The organism is Shewanella scandinavica, assembly GCF_031932065.1.
Classification (GTDB): Bacteria; Pseudomonadota; Gammaproteobacteria; order Enterobacterales; family Shewanellaceae; genus Shewanella; species Shewanella baltica.
On record NZ_JAUOES010000032.1, the window covers coordinates 36,555 to 55,064 of the forward strand.

19 protein-coding genes are annotated in these 18,510 nt (G+C 49.6%); 18 read left to right on the plus strand and 1 reads right to left on the minus strand.

Annotated elements, in window-relative coordinates; genetic code table 11:
* The first annotated feature begins 3 nt into the window (after positions 1-3).
* The 18 genes from Q4Q50_RS19970 (at position 4) to Q4Q50_RS20055 (ending at position 17,391) form a co-directional block, all read left to right on the plus strand.
* Positions 4-252, plus strand: a complete 249-nt coding sequence (locus Q4Q50_RS19970) for an acyl carrier protein (RefSeq protein ID WP_006079822.1) — start codon at positions 4-6, stop codon at positions 250-252.
* Entirely contained in the window at positions 252-800 is a 549-nt protein-coding gene (locus Q4Q50_RS19975; protein WP_311900814.1) for a COG4648 family protein, read from the plus strand. Before Q4Q50_RS19970 ends, Q4Q50_RS19975 begins: the two co-directional genes overlap by 1 nt.
* Positions 797-2,161, plus strand: coding sequence for an AMP-binding protein (locus Q4Q50_RS19980; protein WP_126490999.1), 1,365 nt, complete (start codon positions 797-799; stop codon positions 2,159-2,161). The genes Q4Q50_RS19975 and Q4Q50_RS19980 overlap by 4 nt, the downstream gene beginning before the upstream one ends.
* On the plus strand, positions 2,154-2,558 hold the full coding sequence (locus Q4Q50_RS19985; RefSeq protein WP_311900816.1) for an ApeI family dehydratase: 405 nt from the start codon (positions 2,154-2,156) through the stop codon (positions 2,556-2,558). Before Q4Q50_RS19980 ends, Q4Q50_RS19985 begins: the two co-directional genes overlap by 8 nt.
* Positions 2,552-4,441 carry a glycosyltransferase family 2 protein gene (locus Q4Q50_RS19990; protein ID WP_311900817.1) on the plus strand — a complete coding sequence of 630 codons (1,890 nt, stop codon included), beginning with the start codon at positions 2,552-2,554 and terminating at the stop codon, positions 4,439-4,441. Before Q4Q50_RS19985 ends, Q4Q50_RS19990 begins: the two co-directional genes overlap by 7 nt.
* A complete protein-coding gene (locus Q4Q50_RS19995; RefSeq protein ID WP_311900819.1) occupies positions 4,438-6,012 on the plus strand; it encodes an HAL/PAL/TAL family ammonia-lyase in 1,575 nt (524 codons plus the stop codon). The genes Q4Q50_RS19990 and Q4Q50_RS19995 overlap by 4 nt, the downstream gene beginning before the upstream one ends.
* Positions 6,009-6,440 carry an acyl-CoA thioesterase gene (locus Q4Q50_RS20000; RefSeq protein ID WP_006086613.1) on the plus strand — a complete coding sequence of 144 codons (432 nt, stop codon included), beginning with the start codon at positions 6,009-6,011 and terminating at the stop codon, positions 6,438-6,440. The genes Q4Q50_RS19995 and Q4Q50_RS20000 overlap by 4 nt, the downstream gene beginning before the upstream one ends.
* The gene (locus tag Q4Q50_RS20005; RefSeq protein WP_311900820.1) at positions 6,440-7,225 is read left to right on the plus strand and encodes an outer membrane lipoprotein carrier protein LolA; all 786 of its coding nucleotides are present in this window, start codon (positions 6,440-6,442) and stop codon (positions 7,223-7,225) included. The genes Q4Q50_RS20000 and Q4Q50_RS20005 overlap by 1 nt, the downstream gene beginning before the upstream one ends.
* Before the next feature lie 2 nt (positions 7,226-7,227).
* Complete coding sequence (locus Q4Q50_RS20010) at positions 7,228-9,723, plus strand: MMPL family transporter (RefSeq protein ID WP_311900821.1); 2,496 nt, start codon at positions 7,228-7,230, stop codon at positions 9,721-9,723.
* A gap of 23 nt (positions 9,724-9,746) precedes the next feature.
* A complete protein-coding gene (locus Q4Q50_RS20015) occupies positions 9,747-11,036 on the plus strand; it encodes an NAD(P)/FAD-dependent oxidoreductase (RefSeq protein ID WP_012586551.1) in 1,290 nt (429 codons plus the stop codon).
* A 4-nt stretch (positions 11,037-11,040) separates the two neighbouring features.
* A complete protein-coding gene (locus Q4Q50_RS20020; protein ID WP_311900822.1) occupies positions 11,041-11,829 on the plus strand; it encodes a DUF3261 domain-containing protein in 789 nt (262 codons plus the stop codon).
* Positions 11,830-11,878: 49 nt separating this feature from the next.
* Positions 11,879-13,078 carry a beta-ketoacyl-[acyl-carrier-protein] synthase family protein gene (locus Q4Q50_RS20025; RefSeq protein ID WP_311900823.1) on the plus strand — a complete coding sequence of 400 codons (1,200 nt, stop codon included), beginning with the start codon at positions 11,879-11,881 and terminating at the stop codon, positions 13,076-13,078.
* Between the two features lie 4 nt (positions 13,079-13,082).
* A complete protein-coding gene (locus Q4Q50_RS20030; RefSeq protein WP_012196546.1) occupies positions 13,083-13,616 on the plus strand; it encodes a hotdog family protein in 534 nt (177 codons plus the stop codon).
* A gap of 177 nt (positions 13,617-13,793) precedes the next feature.
* Positions 13,794-14,519: a 3-ketoacyl-ACP reductase FabG2 gene (locus Q4Q50_RS20035; protein ID WP_311900825.1), complete on the plus strand. Its 726-nt coding sequence runs from the start codon at positions 13,794-13,796 to the stop codon at positions 14,517-14,519.
* The gene (locus Q4Q50_RS20040; RefSeq protein WP_311900826.1) at positions 14,520-15,776 is read left to right on the plus strand and encodes a beta-ketoacyl-ACP synthase; all 1,257 of its coding nucleotides are present in this window, start codon (positions 14,520-14,522) and stop codon (positions 15,774-15,776) included.
* Positions 15,777-15,804: 28 nt separating this feature from the next.
* Complete coding sequence (locus Q4Q50_RS20045; RefSeq protein ID WP_311900828.1) at positions 15,805-16,548, plus strand: hypothetical protein; 744 nt, start codon at positions 15,805-15,807, stop codon at positions 16,546-16,548.
* Between the two features lie 292 nt (positions 16,549-16,840).
* Positions 16,841-17,083, plus strand: a complete 243-nt coding sequence (locus Q4Q50_RS20050) for a type II toxin-antitoxin system Phd/YefM family antitoxin (protein ID WP_011787680.1) — start codon at positions 16,841-16,843, stop codon at positions 17,081-17,083.
* An 8-nt stretch (positions 17,084-17,091) separates the two neighbouring features.
* A complete protein-coding gene (locus Q4Q50_RS20055; protein WP_311900830.1) occupies positions 17,092-17,391 on the plus strand; it encodes a type II toxin-antitoxin system RelE/ParE family toxin in 300 nt (99 codons plus the stop codon).
* A gap of 274 nt (positions 17,392-17,665) precedes the next feature.
* Here the strand turns inward: Q4Q50_RS20055 and Q4Q50_RS20060 are convergent, their stop codons facing one another.
* Positions 17,666-18,466 carry a hypothetical protein gene (locus Q4Q50_RS20060; protein WP_311900831.1) on the minus strand — a complete coding sequence of 267 codons (801 nt, stop codon included), beginning with the start codon at positions 18,464-18,466 and terminating at the stop codon, positions 17,666-17,668.
* Positions 18,467-18,510: the final 44 nt, after the last annotated feature.

The following is an 18,510-nucleotide window of genomic DNA, read 5'->3' on the forward strand; positions in this document are numbered from 1 at the left end:
AATATGCAAAATCGTGAACAAATCCTCGCTATGCTGACCACTATTTTAGTGGACGAATTCGAAATTGAGGCCGAGGCGATTACGCCTGAGGCCAACCTGTATGAAGAGCTCGATCTCGACAGTATTGATGCCGTCGACTTAGTGATCAAGCTGCAGCAACTGACGGGTAAAAAGATCCAACCCGATGAATTTAAATCAGTTCGCACAGTCAACGATGTTGTGAATGCCATCGAAGGTTTAGTTAAAGACTAATGCGCGCCTTGCTACAAGTCTTAACCGCCCTCACATTGCTGGCCTATCCGGTTGCCGTGTATTTCGGGCTGAATTATTTGCCTACTGGCACCATAGCGCTCGTGCTGTGTGTATTGCTGATTGTGCGGTTAATGCTACAAAAGCAAAAGGTTAAGACGTTAGTATTGCCCCTGTTGGTAGGTATTGCGCTTACGGCAGGCAGTTATCTTGCCAAGCGCAGCGACTGGCTTTTGTATTACCCAGTGGTAATAAATCTGACTATGCTGGCTCTGTTCAGTTATTCACTGCACACTGGCCCATGCATGATAGAGCGTTTAGCCCGCTTGAAAGAACCCGATTTACCGGATGAAGCCATTCCGTATCTTAAAAAAGTCACCCTACTTTGGTGCGGCTTATTTATCTTAAATGGCTCAATGGCGGCTTATACCGCTGGCTTTACTAGTTTAGCAACCTGGACCTTGTATAACGGTTTGATTGCATACGTACTCATGGGACTGCTCCTCGGTGGGGAATGGTTATATCGCAGCTTTTGGTTGAAGAAAACATGACACAGCTACTCAAAAACTGGTTAACCCAAGGGCCATTTGCCCAACAACTGATCAGCTTTAATCACCACGACATAGTCACAGGTGCATTATTTACCAATCAGGTGGCGTATTTTTACGAGCAACTGCTCGCCGCGCCCGAGAAAAAATGGCTGCTCGCAAGTGATACCAGCGATCTGTTTGCCGTCGGATTATGTGCCGCGCTGTTAGCGGGCAAAGAAATTATCCTGCCTCCCAACACCCAAACCGGCACCTTGAGCGAGTTAACGCACCAGTTTGATGGCATATTGTCAGACAAGCCTTTGTGCGAATGCCAAGCTTTTGTGCTGCTGAAAAAAGAACTGAGCCTGCCCAACAAACCTTGGCCCGCAAGCGAGGCTATCGGTGAGTTAGTGCTCTTTACCTCAGGAAGCAGCGGCGAACCTAAGGCGATCCGTAAAACACTCGAACAGTTAGATGTCGAAGTGTCTGTGCTCGAACATACTTTTGCCGAGCATTTGCCCCATTGCAGCGTGGTATCCACGGTTTCCCACCAGCATATTTACGGTCTGTTATTCAAGATTTTGTGGCCGCTCGCCGCCAGTCGACCGTTTTTAAGCGAACAAATTGAATATCCAGAAACCCTAAGTTATTACACTGCCTTGCTGCCAAACCTGTGCTTGATCAGTAGCCCAGCCCAGTTATCGCGCCTGCCTAAAGCGCTAGAGCACGAGCGGCAACTGCGCTCACCGAGCTTAGTATTTAGCTCTGGCGGCCCATTAAGTTTTGTCGCGGCCAAAGGCGTCAACCAGTGCTATGGTCACCTGCCCATCGAAATTTTTGGTAGCACCGAAACCGGCGGCATCGCCTATCGCCGTCAGCATGAGGCCGATGAACCTTGGCAAGTGTTTGACCGCATCTCAATAGATCAAGATCCGACCGACGGCGCCCTGCTGCTAAAATCGCCCTATTTGGCCGACGATGAATGGCTGCGCTGCGAAGATAAAATAGAACCAACCGAAAATGGTCAATTTAGACTCAAGGGCCGACTCGATCGCATCGTTAAGATTGAAGAGAAACGCCTGTCACTGGCGCAAATGGAAACCCTCATGTGCAGCCACGCCTACGTTGAGCAAGCCGCTCTGGTAGTGCTACCACAGTTTAAATCCCAACTTGGCGCAGTGGTGACCTTGTCTGAACTCGGTAAAAACGTGCTGCAAGAACAGGGTAAACTCAGTATTAACAATGCCCTAAAAGCACATTTACTGACCCAATTTGAGCGCGTCACGCTGCCACGCCGCTGGCGTTATCCGGATATTTTACCGCTTAACACTCAGGGTAAGCGTGTCACTGCCCAGTTAGTCGAGTTATTTGATCATGATTAAATCGAGTTTACCGCCGATCCTGCATTCCGATATCGGCATTGATAACATTGAATTACGTCTGTTAGTGGCGGCCGACCTTGAGTATTTTAACGGCCATTTCCCCGAACAAGCCGTGTTGCCGGGCGTGACTCAATTAGATTGGGCGGTGCGTTTAGGCTGCCAACATTTCGGTTATTCAGAGGCGGTCGCTAACTTAGAAGTGCTTAAGTTTCAGCAACTCATACTGCCTGGCCAAGAAGTCACCTTAAGCATTAGCAATAATGCCGCTAAGGGAAAACTCACCTTCGCCTATTGCGATGGTGAAAACCGTTACGCTTCAGGCCGTATCGCCTTTGATAGCACGCCCGTTAACAGCAAATCTGCTACCAACAATGGCGATGAGGCAAGTCAGTGCTAACGCCTCCCAGCGACCTCGTTGAGTCGGCGCCCATCAAGCTCGCCTTAGTGATCCCCAATTACAATCACAGCGCCGCGATTGCCCAGACCTTGGCCGAACTCGCCCAATTTAATCTGCCCTGTTATTTAATTGATGATGGCAGCAATGATGAAACCCGTTATCTGCTGCAATCCTTAGCCCAAACCTATCCTTGGGTGACGCTGCTGCTGCATCCCTACAACCGTGGTAAAGGCGCCGCCGTGATGACAGGGCTGCGCCGTGCCTACCGCGATGGCTTTAGTCATGCGCTGCAGGTCGATGCCGATGGTCAACATAATCTCGCTGATATTCCGGCTATGTTAGCAAGGGCACAAGCTAAACCCGATGCGCTGATTTCGGGTAAGCCTGAGTACGATGAATCCGTGCCTAAGGGCAGGCTCTATGGCCGTTATCTAACCCATTTTTGGGTATGGGTCGAAACCTTAAGCTTTGATATTCAAGATTCTATGTGTGGCTTTCGCGTTTATCCGCTGGCCGCCACCGAGCGATTACTGTGCCAGCAAGCCTTAACGGAACGAATGGATTTTGATATCGAAATCCTGGTTAAACTCTACTGGCAAGGGGTAGAGATTCTATTCCAGCCGACTAAGGTGATTTATCCCGAAGGCGGCGTCAGTCACTTTCAAGGTGTGGCCGATAATGTGCGCATCACTAAGCTGCACACTAAGTTATTTTTCGGCATGCTCAAACGCCTGCCTTGGCTATTGAAGCGTAAATCACAGCGTAAATCGCAGCAACAAGCCGTGCAAACTTCCCATTGCTCGTCAGCAACACAATCGATTTCAGCAACATCATCAACTTCAGCTACCCATTGGTCTGGCATGAAGGAGCGCGGCAGTTACTGGGGCATCAAACTGTTAGCCGAGAGCTATCGCTTTGGCGGCCATTGGTTGTGCCGCGCCATTATGTATCCGGTGATTTGCTATTTTTTCCTCACAGGTAAAGTCACCCGTGAAGCCTCGTTAGATTTTTTGCGCCGCGTGCAAAAACTTGAGCCGCAACACCCTAAGCTCAATCAGCCTGTAGGCTGGCGCGATAGCCTGAATCACTTTTTAGCCTTTGGCAATGCCGCACTCGATAGAATCGATGCCTGGTGCGATCGCATCCAATTGAGCCAAGTGGATTTCCCCGACCGCCAAGTGCTGGCCGACCAGCTCGAAAGCGGCAAAGGCGCGGTGTTATTAGTGTCGCACCTGGGTAATTTAGAACTTTGCCGCGCCATTTCAATCCACCAGCGCAAAGTCAAAGTGAACGTCATGGTGCTAACTAGCCATGCGGAAAACTTCAATAAGGTGCTCAAACAGTTAAACCCAGATAGCACGCTCAATCTTATTCAAGTGACCGAGCTGAATCCTGCAACGTCTATGCTGTTGCAGCAAAAGATAGAAGACGGTGAACTGGTGGTGATCGCGGGCGATAGAACCTCATCCAATACCCAAGGCCGCGTCATGTATGCGCCCTTTATGGGCCAAGATGCCGCGTTTCCACAGGGGCCGTTTATTTTGGCGGGCTTACTCGATTGTCCCGTATTTTTAATGTTTTGCCTGCGGGAACAAGGGCGTTATCGGGTGCATTTAGAACGCTTCGCCGAAACGCTGAAAGGCCCAAGAGCGGGCAGAATGGACAGATTACAGCAGGCCGTGAACCGCTACAGCGAACGTTTAGAATACTTTGCCAGACGCGAGCCTTTGCAATGGTTTAACTTCTTCGATTTTTGGCGCAAAGACAGCGAGCTACAACGCACCCCATCGCATTTAGTACCGCCTAATCCGTTACCGACAACTTCAGCATCATCGCCGATCCCAGAGCAGGATCACAAGACAGACAGGACACAGCATTCATGAGCCACACCAAAGCAGCCGACTCCGAGAGTCAATCAGACCTACAGACTGTTGAGTTCGGCCGTCAATATCTCACATTAGAACAAGTGGTTGCCGTCGCCAAGGGCGCGCCAGTCAAGCTCTGTGACGATGCGGATTATCAAGAATATATCCAAAAAGGTGCGCGCTTTATCGATAGCCTGCTGCACGAAGAAGGCGTGGTCTATGGCGTAACCACAGGTTATGGCGACTCTTGCACAGTCAATGTGAGCTTAGATCTGGTCCACGAGTTACCACTGCATTTAACCCGCTTCCACGGCTGCGGTTTAGGCGAGACCTTAAGCATAATGCAGGCACGCGCTGTGATGGCTTGCCGTTTAAACTCCTTAGCCATTGGCAAATCTGGCGTGACCTATGAGCTATTAAAGCGCATCGAAACCTTGCTGAATCTTAACATAGTGCCAGTGATCCCAGAGGAAGGTTCGGTCGGCGCCAGTGGTGATTTAACGCCGCTGTCGTATTTAGCCGCTGTATTAGTCGGTGAGCGCGAAGTGATTTACCAAGGTGAGCGCCAAGCGACTCAAGATGTGTACGCTAAGCTCAACATCATCCCACATGTTCTGCGTCCAAAAGAAGGCCTAGCCTTGATGAACGGCACGGCTGTGATGACGGCCTTGGCCTGTTTAGCCTTCGATCGCGCGCAATATCTTGCTCGCTTAAGTAGCCGCATTACCGCTATGGCTTCGTTAACCCTAAAAGGCAACTCGAACCATTTTGATGAAATCTTATTTACCGCCAAACCGCATCCAGGGCAAAACCAAATCGCCACTTGGATCCGTGAAGATTTGAATCACCACGAACATCCACGTAATTCTGATCGTCTGCAGGACAGATATTCCATCCGCTGCGCACCGCACATTATCGGCGTGTTGCAGGATGCTCTGCCGTTTATGCGTCAGTTTATCGAAACCGAAGTCAACAGCGCCAACGACAACCCGATTGTCGACGGCGAAGGCGAGCATATTCTCCACGGTGGTCATTTCTACGGCGGTCATATCGCCTTTGCGATGGATTCACTGAAAAATACTGTGGCCAACTTAGCCGATCTTATCGATCGCCAAATGGCGCTAGTGATGGACCCTAAGTTTAACAATGGCTTACCTGCCAACTTATCCGGCTCAACCGGTCCGCGCCGCGCGATTAATCATGGTTTTAAAGCGGTGCAAATTGGCGTGTCGGCTTGGACGGCAGAAGCGCTCAAACACACTATGCCCGCCAGCGTGTTCTCACGCTCAACCGAATGCCACAATCAAGACAAAGTCAGCATGGGCACTATCGCCGCCCGCGACTGTATGCGCGTGCTGCAATTGACCGAACAAGTCGCAGCGGCTGCATTACTTGCCATGACCCAAGGTATTGGCCTGCGTATCGCACAGAATGAACTGAGCGAAGCCTCGCTCACACCCTCATTGGCGAAAACCCTCGCTCAAGTGCGCGCCGATTTTGAAACCTTAATTGAAGATAGGCCGCTCGAAGCCGTGCTGCGCCAAACCATAGCTAAAATCCAAGCGGGCGAATGGGAAGTGTGCCGATGAAATCATTGCTCACTATCGATATGGAAATGCAAATTCCCTTCCACGATGTGGATTCTATGGGGATCACTTGGCATGGCAATTACCTGCGCTATTTCGAAATAGCCCGCTGTAAACTGCTCGATGAGTTGGGCTACAACTACCGCCAAATGCAAGCATCTAACTATGCTTGGCCGATTATCGATTTGCAGATTAAATACGTCAAAGCCAGCACCTTCGAGCAAAAAATCACAGTGCGCGCCGAGTTAGTTGAGTGGGAAAACCGCTTAAAGATCAATTATCAAATTCGCGATGTCGAAACCGGTGCGCGCATCACTAAGGGTTATACCATTCAGGCGGCGGTCGATATGAGCACCCAAGAATTGTGCTTTGTTACCCCAGAGGTGTTCCGTGACAAAATCGCTACCCTGCTCGCTAAGGTGGAAGACTAATGAACTCTGTACTCGCCAAGAGCTCTGCGCTGACAAAGTGTGCATTATTTCTCTGCTTAGCTTTTGCTTTGATAAGCCTGCCACTCAAGGCTGAAACCTTAGCCGCGCCCGGCGCTTATCAAACACTCTTTAGCCAAAGTGCAGATACCGCGCAGCTTGTGGCCTTAAGCCAAAAACTTAACTTGGGCGAAACGGTGCGAGGTCACTTTGTGCAATCTCGGCAGTTAAAGGTGCTCAAAAAGCCGTTAATAAGCCAAGGTCAGTTTATCTTCGACAAAGAGCAAGGGCTGATCTGGCAACAGATAAAACCCTTCGAATCCCTACTGATTTTAAAGGATAAGCAACTGATTCAGCGTGATAGCCAAGGTCGAGTGCAGATCAGCAAGGCCGATGCCTCGGCGAGCGCTGCCGTTATGGGCGATTTATTACCCAGCCTAGTGCGCGCTATGCTGGGCGGGAATATTTCCGGTTTAAGCGAAAACTTCGAACTGCACTTTCTCATTACAGACAAGTTAAACACAGAAAAGTTAAGCCCAGAAAGCTTGAGCCAAGACGGCCAATGGCAATTAGGCCTGACGCCCAAAGATCCCTTAATGAAAAAAGCCATCGCCAATATGGTATTAGAGGGTAGCGATGTGTTGCAATCCTTAGTGCTGCTGAGCGCCGCGCCGAATGTGACACCACAGGATATGACCCGTATCGACTTTAGTGCGCTTTCCCAAGGCACACTCAGCGAAACCGAATTGGCGCAGTATGCGTTGGCACTCGAGGCGAGTAAACCTTAGCCATGGCCTCCAACTTCGCCGCGCGCGCCAATCAAGCTTTGATGCAATCTTCCCCTAAGTGGCGCCTCGTCGTTTGGTTGCTATTGATGCTGTCAGCAAGCTTGTGGACGCTGCAACTTTGGCAAAACGGCGCACGGGTGCAGAGCGATATTCTCGCCATGTTGCCGCATTTACAGCAGGATAAACTCACAGAGCGCGCCCTTAACCAAGTAGAAGCCACGCTCGCTGACCAAGTCTATATTGCGCTCGTCGCCAAGGATGAAACCACGGCAATCGCTGCGGCTAAGCTTTTGATGCAAAAGCTTGAAGCTGACCTTGTGGCAAGGGGTAAGCAAGGCGCGCTAACGGATATCCGCAGCGCCGATATGCAGCTCGGCGAAGCGCTAGGACAATTCTATTTCCCCCACAGATTTAAATTACTGACAGAACCACAAGCGAAGGCATTAGCAAATCAAGATATTGGAAGTCTGATTGAGGCGGCCACAGCGCAGCTTTACAACGCCTTCAGTTACGCCAATAGCAACTTGCTCGCCCAAGATCCGCTACTGTTATTCCCAGCCAATTTACTCACCCTCGCACCGAGTTCAAAAGTCAGAGCCAGCCAAGGGATACTGCTTGCGAATCAAGGCGATAATGTTGCCGCGGTCGTCATGGCAAAGGGACGAGAAAGTGCTTTTAATCCCAATGCGCAATTAGCGCAGATGACGGCATTAACCCAAGGATTGGATGCCGTTAAACAAAGCTACCCAGATATTACCGTGCTCAAAGCTGGCGCCCTGTTTCATGCCCTTGCGGCAACGCAAACGGCTAAGAGTGAAATATCGATCCTCGGCCTAGCATCCTTACTTGGGGTGATAGCCTTAGTTTGGTTGGCGTTTCGCTCAGTGATGCCGCTACTGCTGGCAATCGTGACTATTTCCAGCGGGCTGTTGCTGGCCGTGACTTTTACCTTAAGTGTGTTTGGCGAGCTGCATTTACTCACCTTAGTGTTTGGCACTAGCTTGATAGGCATTGCCATCGACTACAGCTTTCATTTTTACTGCGAGCGCTTAAGCGATAGCGAGCGGAGCGCAAAGGCCACAGTGGCGTATATCTTCCCAACGGTGACGCTCGCCTTTATCACCAGCGCCTTGGCTTACGTCGGTATAGGTTTAGCGCCGTTTCCCGGTATGCAGCAAGTCGCGATTTTCTGCGCCGCGGGGCTGCTCGGGGCCTATCTCACCCTCATTCTCGCCTATCCACTGTTAGCAGGAAGTCGTTTGCCTGAAGGCTCCCGCCCGTTAGCGCTCGCGGGGACTTACCTTGCCTGTCTCACTCAGTTATCGAAACGATTTACCACGCCGTTAGGCATGGGCATGTTTGCTTTGGTGATACTAGTCTGGTGTCTGGTTGGCGTAACAAAGTTAACCGTCGATGACGATATTCGCCATTTGCAACAAAGCCCTGCGAGCGTGACTGAGCCAGAAAACCAGCTACGCCAGTTACTCAGTGGCGGCACAGACAATCAATTCTTATTGGTGCGCGCACCGAGCGAAGAAGCGCTGCTGCAACAGCTTGAGCGAGTGTCACCCATGCTTGATGCCGCCATAACAAACCAAGAGTTAGGCAACTATGTCAGCCTCAGCCGTTATCTGCCTAGTCATCAAAAACAAGACACGGCTTACCGCTTACAGGGCAAAATTTATCAAACTCAGCTAGAGCTAGTGCTTACAAGCCTTGGGTTGGATGAAAATCTAAAGCCAGAACTGCAAGCCGCCTATTTGGCCGCAAAAACAGAGTACATCACGCCAGCAGCATTCTTTACGCTAGGGGCAGGCAAGCAACTCGCGCCGCTGTGGCTCGCGCCAAATGAGGCTAATAGTCCAGTCAGCAATGGCGCGCTAAATGATGGTAGGGCGAGCGCGGATCAGGGTGCCGATTATGGAGCCATAGTCCTCCTTGGCGGCATTCAGCAAATCGATGCCCTTAAGGCGCGTTTTGCCCATGATGAAAGCGTGCAGCTTATCGACAAGGTGGCGGACATTTCAGCCGTCATGGGCCATTACCGATTGTTAACCCTAAAGCTGTTAGCCCTTGCACTTGGTATCGCACTCTTGTTGTTTAGCCTGAATTTCGGCTTTAAAAAAGCGGCGGTTGTGGTTGCCGTGCCGGCCCTTGCGGCCTTGCTCACGCTTGCAACCTTAGGCTTAACGGGCTCACCACTGAGTCTGTTCCATGCACTCGCGCTCATTTTAGTTTTCGGGATTGGGATAGACTATAGCTTGTTTTTTGCCTCAGCCCAGAACCACGGCAAGGCAGTGATGATGGCGGTGTTTATGTCCGCCTGCTCGACCCTATTGGCCTTTGGTTTACTTGCCTTTAGCCAGACCCAAGCGATTCACTACTTTGGTTTAACCCTGTCGCTGGGCATAGGGTTTACCTTTTTACTTTCGCCGTTGATTTTGACCACAACACTGGCTTTAACCACCAATCAGCTTCTAACGACAAAAAAGTCCTGATGACTACAAGGAACGTATTTTACATGTCTACACAGGTTCACGATTTATCAGCTATACCAAATTCACTTGATGTCGATGTGGCCATTATCGGCGCAGGGCCTTCGGGCGCCATCGCTGCCAGCCTGCTACACCAGCAAGGCAAGCGCGTGCTTGTGTTAGAGAAACAGCATTTTCCTCGCTTCTCCATCGGCGAAAGTTTACTGCCCTGCTGCATGCAGTTTATCGAAGAAGCGGGCATGTTAGATGCGCTCAATGCCGCTGGATTCCAACATAAAAATGGCGCCGCCTTTCGTCGCAATGGAACTTACACCACCTTCGATTTTACCGATAAATTTACTCCTGGGCCGGGCACCACGTTTCAAGTGCAGCGCGCCAGTTTTGATAAACTGTTAGCCGATACCGCCCAAAGCCAAGGGGTCGACATCCGCTACGGCGAAACGGTCGAGGCGATCGATTTAACCGAGAACCCACGCTTAACGGTGCGCAATGAACAGGGCGAGCTTTATCAAATCAATGCCCAATATGTGCTCGACGCCAGCGGTTTTGGTCGCGTATTACCCCGCTTGCTCAACTTAGAAAGTCCATCTTGCCTGCCTCCGCGCAGCGCCATCTTTACGCATGTGGAAGACAACATCAGCGATGCTAGCTTCGATCGTAATAAGATTTTGATCAGCGTCCACCCTGAACATAAAGATATTTGGTATTGGCTCATTCCCTTTAGCAATGGCCGCTGTTCACTCGGCGTGGTGGCTGAGCCGCAGTTACTTGAGCGTTTACAAGGTTCGCTTGAGCAACAATTGATGAGCATAGTCAATGAAGAACCAGGGCTAAAAGCCCTGCTGGCAAACGCTAAAGTGGTGCAGGAATGCGCCACGCTCAAAGGTTATTCCGCCAATGTGTCACGCCTTGCGACCGACAAGTTCGCCCTACTGGGTAATGCGGGCGAGTTCCTCGATCCTGTGTTTTCCTCCGGTGTGACTATCGCCATGCAATCGGCGTCTATGGCAGCAAAATGCCTGACGAAACAACTCAATGGCGAAACGGTTGACTGGCAAGCCGATTACTCAACGCCTTTGATGCAGGGCGTGAATGCCTTTCGTACCTATGTGCAAGCTTGGTATGATGGCCGCTTTCAGGACGTGATCTTCTATGAAGAACCGAACGAGCGTATCAAGCAGATGATTTGTTCTATTCTGGCGGGCTATGCTTGGGATACGAATAATCCCTTCGTTAAAGACTCGGAGCGCCGCCTGAACATGATAGTCGAACTGTGCAGAAACCCAGCCGCCACTCCAGCATTCGCAGAGGTCTAACCGCATGCCGCTAAACCTTAACGCTAAATGGTTAGTGATCACCGCCCTGCTGCTCGCAAGCCTTGGGCTGACGGGCTGTAGTGAACTGCTGTTCAGGCAGACCTGTGTCGGGCTCACTAAGGATATGCGTTATTGTTTGGCTCCACTGCCCCATGACTTTGCTCCCGCGACCGATAAGCCGTTGACTCAGCCTAGGATACAGCCCGCGACTGAGTCTACAACTAAGCCCGCCATCATGGCGAGTCAGCAAACCGACAGCAATACTGGCGTATCTTCACCCCAGTCCTTTAGCCAAAAAGTCAGTATTAAAGTGGGGAAAGAGTCCCACGAACTGCTCACTCAATTGGAGTTAGAGGGCGAGCGCATAACGCTCGTGGGTTTAGCGCCACTCGGACAGGCTTTGTTTACCTTGGTTTATGATGGGAATACACTCAGCAGTGAGCAAAGCGTGCTGCTGGGCGACAATTTTAAAGCCGAGTATTTAATGGCGATGATGCAACTGATCTATTGGCCTGAGCAGAGTATTCGCGCCCATTTGGAAGGTGGCCATTTAGTGACTGGTCTTTGCGATACGGTTGGGGGAAATCAGAGCGACACGCTTGTCGATACCCGAGTAATTACAATCCCCTGTCGCCAGATCTATAGCCAAGATACCTTGATCAGTAAAAGCGCCCTGCAAACCCATGTGGTGCAAATCCGTTATCAACAAAATGTCGGCGACGCCCTATGGCAAGCCCACATCAGCTTAACTATGCCACAGGCCAAGTTTGAGCTAGAAATCGAACCTATTTAACCTTTTAACACCCGCACTTCGCTGTGCCATGGTAAAAAAACGATACGCTATGATGAACAGAGTAGCCATTACACAGATTGGATTGTGTACCCCGCTAGGGCAAGATCCCCAGCAGGTTTTAGACCGCCTGATCGCGGGTGATACCAGCGCGATGCAGCGCAGTGACACACTCCTGTTCGAGCACCCAACCTTAGTTGCGCCAGTAACGGCTGCGCTGCCGGCGATTCCTGCAAAGCTCATTCAGTTCGATTGCCGCAATAACCAGTTACTCCTATGCGCGGCGCAGCAAATTACCGCCACGATTGAACAAGCGAAACGGGATTTGGGCCATGCTCGCATTGGCGTTGTGCTAGGCACGAGCACCTCGGGGATTTCTAAAGGTGAAGCGGCCCTGAGCTATCGCAATCAACACGGCCACTTTCCGGCGGATTACCACTATTTCCAGCAGGAGCTCGGCAGCACTAGCGACTTTTTGCGCCAATATTTTGAGCTAGATGGCCCTTGCTATACGATTTCAACCGCCTGTTCCTCCAGCGCAAAAGTCTTTGCCAGTGCCAAGCGTTTACTCAGCGCTAACCTCTGCGACATGGTGATTGTTGGCGGTGTCGACAGTTTGTGCCAACTGACAGTCAATGGTTTTAATGCTTTGGAATCTGTGTCAAAAGGCCACTGCAATCCCTTTAGTATCAACCGTGATGGCATCAATATCGGCGAAGGCGCGGCCTTATTCGTGCTGACGGCGGGCGAGTCCGATGTGATGCTGGCTGGCATTGGCGAGTCGAGCGATGCCCATCATATTTCGGCGCCACACCCCGAAGGCGCTGGCGCAATCACCGCCATGCAAGCGGCTTTGCAAGATGCGAATATTGCGGCACAAGATATTGGTTACATTAACTTACACGGCACAGCGACACCCAAAAATGATGCGATGGAAAGCCGCGCTGTGGTTAAAGTCTTTGGCGTCAACACCCCGCCCTGCAGCTCGACAAAGCCCTTAGTCGGCCATACCTTAGGTGCCGCTGGCGCAATCGAAGCCGCCTTCTGCTATTTATTGCTTTCGGCACATAATCACGGCCAAACCCTGCCGCCCCATCAATGGGACGGACAAGTCGATCCACAGGACCCGTCCATTGCCTTAGTCGAACGCCATCAAGTCGCCGCAAAAGGCACACTTAATTATGTGATGAGTAATTCCTTCGCCTTTGGCGGCAGCAATGCCAGCCTGATTTTTTGCCGTAACGAGGCCTAGTACCATGCAGTTACTTAAAATTAACCAACCCTTTGCCGAACAAGATATTGCCGACTTTATCCCCCATAGGGCACCAATGATTTTGCTCGATAAAGTCATTGGCTATCGCCGTGATAACCTAGAGACCGAAGTCACTATCACAACCCAGAGCCCTTATTTTGATGATAAACATCAAGCCGTACCCAATTATGTCGGCATCGAATATATGGCCCAAAGTATTGCTGCACTGGCCGGAGTAGAAGCAAAGCTGCGCAATGATAAAATCCGCGTGGGTTTTCTATTGGGCTCGCGTAAATTAGCGCTCCATGCCAAGCAATATGAACTCGGCCGCACCTATCGCACCCAAGTCAGCCGCCTCTATCAAGAGGAGTCGGGGTTAGCAGTATTTGACTGCCAGATTTATCTGCTACCCGAGGCCGGAAGCGATCAAGAAAAAATCTTAGTGGCTACAGCCAATGTGAACGTGTTCCAACCTCAGGACACGCAAGCCTACCTTGCTGGCAATCAAGACCTAGCCAATAGAAGCCTTGGGCACTAACTTAGACACAAATATCGAGGCCATGCAGAGAGCATGCTGAGACCATGCAATCGCAGCAAACTGAATTAGCCTGTCGATAAAAAACGTTACATTAAGCGCATTAGCAAGCAGCTTTTTACCATAAATACATGCAGCCCCATACCGACGCATAACGATAAAATGGGGTGGAGAAAACAGATGAATAACAGAGTATTAGTCACAGGTTCGAGCCGCGGCATTGGCAAAGCCATCGCCCTAAAACTTGCCGCTGCAGGCTTAGATATCGCCCTGCATTACCACAGTAACCAAACGGCGGCCGATGACACTGCGGCGCAAATCCGCGCGCTTGACGTCAATGTGAGCCTGCTGAAATTTGATGTTGCTGAACGCGCGGCCGTTAAAGCCGCCATCGAAGCCGATATCGAGGCCAATGGTGCCTATTACGGCGTGATCCTCAATGCCGGTATCAACCGCGATACCGCCTTTCCCGCCATGACAGAAAGCGAATGGGACAGCGTCATTCACACTAACTTGGACGGTTTTTATAATGTGATCCATCCCTGCGTGATGCCTATGGTACAAGGCCGAAAAGGTGGACGTATCATCACTTTAGCCTCGGTATCTGGGATCGCGGGCAACCGTGGCCAAGTGAATTACAGCGCCTCCAAAGCGGGTATTATCGGCGCGACTAAGGCACTGTCATTAGAACTGGCAAAACGCAAAATCACCGTCAACTGTATCGCCCCGGGCTTGATTGAAACCGACATGGTGGCCAATATCCCTAAGGACATGGTCGAGCAATTAGTGCCGATGCGCCGTATGGGTAAACCCAATGAAATCGCAGCCTTAGCCGCATTTTTAATGTCTGACGATGCCGCCTATATCACTCGCCAAGTGATATCGGTCAATGGAGGTATGATCTAAATGAGCGAGGCGACAAATCAAACACGCTGTAAACGAGTGGTCATCACAGGCATTGGCGGGATTACCGCCCTAGGTCATGATTGGCCGACCATTGCGGCGAACCTTAAGGCGCAGAAAAACTGCGTCGTCACTATGAGTGACTGGGATAGATACGACGGACTCAATACCCGTTTAGCCGCACCAATTACAGACTTTGAAGTGCCAAGCCATTATTCGCGCAAGAAAATTCGTTCCATGGGCAAGGTTTCCATTATGGCAACCCGGGCCAGTGAACTGGCTTTACTCGATGCGGGATTACTGGATGACCCTATCGTGTCCTCGGGTGAAATGGGCATCGCCTACGGTTCATCCACGGGCAGTACCGATCCTATTACCGCCTTTGGCGATATGCTGAAAACGGGCGATATGTCGGGCATCACCGCAACGAGTTATATCCGCATGATGGCGCACACCACAGCGGTGAACGTCGGCGTATTCTTCGGCTTAAAGGGCCGAATTCACACCACCAGCAGCGCGTGCACTTCGGGTAGCCAAGGCATAGGTTATGCCTATGAAGCCATCAAATACGGTCAGCAAACCTTAATGTTGGCGGGCGGCGGCGAAGAACTCTGTCCCACCGAAGCCGTCGTGTTCGATACCCTGTTTGCCACCAGCACTAAAAACTCGACGCCCGAACTCACGCCGCGCCCCTTTGATGCGGATCGTGATGGCCTCGTCATTGGCGAAGGCGCCTGTACCTTGGTGCTCGAAGAGCTCGAACACGCCAAGGCGCGTGGCGCAAAAATTTATGCTGAGTTAGTCGGTTTTGGCACAAATTCCGACGGTCAACATGTCACCCAACCGAATGCGCAGACCATGGAAATAGCCATCAGATTAGCCCTCAAAGATGCGCAGCTTGAGCCTAGCGCCATAGGTTATGTGAACGCCCACGGCACAGCCACCGACCGTGGTGATATCGCCGAGAGTCACGCGACTCACGCGGTGTTTGGCGCAGATACGCCAATTTCATCCCTTAAAAGCTACACGGGCCACACCTTAGGCGCATGCGGTGCACTAGAAGCTTGGGTGAGTATTGAGATGATGAATGCGGGCTGGTTTGCGCCGACACTCAATCTTGAAAGTATCGACCCACAATGCGCCGATTTGGACTATATCCGCAACGAACTGCGCCCAATCGACACAGATTATGTGATGAGTAATAATTTCGCCTTTGGCGGCATTAATACCTCGCTGATTTTTAAACGCTGGACTAGATAACACCTAAAACCCACATAAGGACATAGCAATGAAACCACTGTTTGCAGGGATGCTGCTGAGCATCAGTTTATTAACCGCACCACTGTTTGCCAAAGAATACACGGTAGAAACCTACCAAGAAGTCTTTAAGGGCGACAACGAATTTAAGCAGAAGCAAGCCATCGAATCGTTAAGCCTTGCAGGCTTATCCGATCCTGCAATTTACGACGTGCTCGAAGCTAAACTGCTTGCCTCTTTACCCCAAGCGACTGAAAAAAATGCCATCGACTACAGTGCTTGGTTAGTCAAAGGCTTAGCCTACTCGGGTAACGACAAGTACAGCGAAACCATCAACAGCATTGTGAATGGCAACTATCACAAAAAACTCAAAAAATACGCATCTCAAGCCAATGAAAATCTAGCGCAATATAAAAAGTGGAATACCATTCTTGGGGATAAAAGCCAATATGCTGCCGACCAAAGTCAGCAAAATAATGCCTTTGCCAATGCCCTACGCAGCGATGATTTAGAGTTAATGCGCCTGGCGGCTAAACGCATCATGGATGGTCGTCAGTACGATGACTTTATCCTAGCCGTACTCAGTAACGAATTGAAAACGCCACGCTTAATGGCCGATGACAAACTCGCCATCGATACCTATGCCAACATGGCAAAAGCCCTAGCCAGTTCAGGCAACGCAGATTACCGCGACGTGATTGAGAATATTGCGACCACAAGCTCAAACCGAAAACTGCAAAAATATGCGGCAAGCTACCTGAAGAAATTCTACTAAACCTGCCCGTTTAACGCTTAATAAAACAAATCATGGCCGAGCTTATCCTCGGCCATTTTTATATTGGCTTGCATAATGTTGAGTATGGGAAGGAAAAATTTATAGTGGGTGGCTTAGAGAGCTCCCCGCAGAATGCCGCACAACGTGGTTGATCTTGTAGCCTGTGCCTTTTACTGGCGACAACAATTTATGACGCGCTTGTTTTCGGAAAATATCGCACGATTTAATCGTTTTGAGCGTTTCGCACAATACACTATACTGCCACTGTATTTCCAAATAAGAGGACTTAATCGTGCAAACATTAACAGCCAATGACGCCAAACGAAATTTCGGTGAGTTACTGCTAAACGCTCAACGTGAACCCATCAAGATCAGCAAAAACAGTAAAGATGCGGTTGTTGTGATGTCTATTCACGACTTCGAACAACTTGAGGCGATGAAAGCGGATTACCTTAAACACTGCTTCAACGCTGCTAAAGAAGACTTAGCGAAAGGTAATATTGTTGATGGTGAAGATTTTCTTAACGCCCTGTAGCAACTTACATGAAAAATAAACGCTATAAACTGAGTAAGTTAGCTCAGACTCACTTACTAAAGATTAAAGACTACACCCTTCAATACTTTTCTGAGTCGCAGTGGCACAAATACAAACAAAGCCTAATATCCGGTTTGCAAATGTTAGCCAATAACCCCGGATTAGGCAGAAGCTGCAACGATATTTACCCCAACGGTTTCTACTTTCCTATTGGTAAACACACCGCCTACTTCACAAAAGAAGACGACTTCATCCTCATCGTTGCCCTGTTAGGCCAGCCACAACTACCACAAAACCATCTGAAATAGCCTCAACCCTTTCATAGAACTGATGTATTTGCCGTGGGAGTGAGGCCAACCATGGTACAGGCTCGACGACACGCAGCCAGTCCATCCTTGGATGCTCGACCGCCCCGTCCATGGGGCGGACGGTCGTCTCGCCAATCACCATGGTTTGCCTTTCGAGCATCAGCATAATCTGTAGCTTTAAAAAACCAGATCTAAATTCTCAATATAAAATTTAATAAATTAAAACTAATGATTCACATAACTAACGACAATAACTTAGAACTAGCCTGTTAACTCAAAATTTTGGTTTTGTCCCTTCTAGTACCTTTATTCCGTCCAAATACTGTTTCATTTTACTAGATATTTCTTCATTCTTAACTCGTCTTCTCAGCATCTCATCTGCAACGGAATGCATGTCTGTAAGATCGCGTAGGGCACTTATTTTTTCGTGTTCATTAGGAATAGGCATCGTTAAAATGTCGATTTCACCACGTACAAACTGAAACATTTTATCTACGATGATCAATAGATAACCGAGCTCTTTAAAAGCGTGATCAATATCCTCTGGCCAAGTTTTCGCAAGAGATTTTTGTGCATACTTGTTAGGACGGTAGAGTTGGTTTATTTTGAATGTTGCGTTCGTAATTTGACCAATTAAATCAGATAATAAATCTGTATTTTTATCATCAAGATGTGTCAGTGAGAACCTTAAATCTTCGAGTAATTCCCTAGATGCTTTCGATGCATATTTATCTGTGCTATACCCCTTATCTTCATCACCACTTTCTCGTGCATTCAGCAAAATAGAGGCATTAAGTAGGCAGAACTCATAGACATTTTCAGCAATGTTTACTAGCAATGCTTTTGCAAGCCTTTTATTCTTTTCATCCTCATGCCGCTGCCGGTATGAAGTCACATACAGTGCAGTGAAGCTTGCAATCAAAGCAAAAACGCCAGTATTTAGACTCTGCCAATCCATCCATACAGCTTGAACATATTGCCAGTCCCCCCTTCCATCAATCCAAGGCTTTAAAAGCATCATGTAGGCAAAAGGAATGATTACAACGCCCCCGAACCAGTACCTATTAAGATTCATATTTCTTAACTATCTCCTACGTCAAATAAGCCTGTTATTTGTTT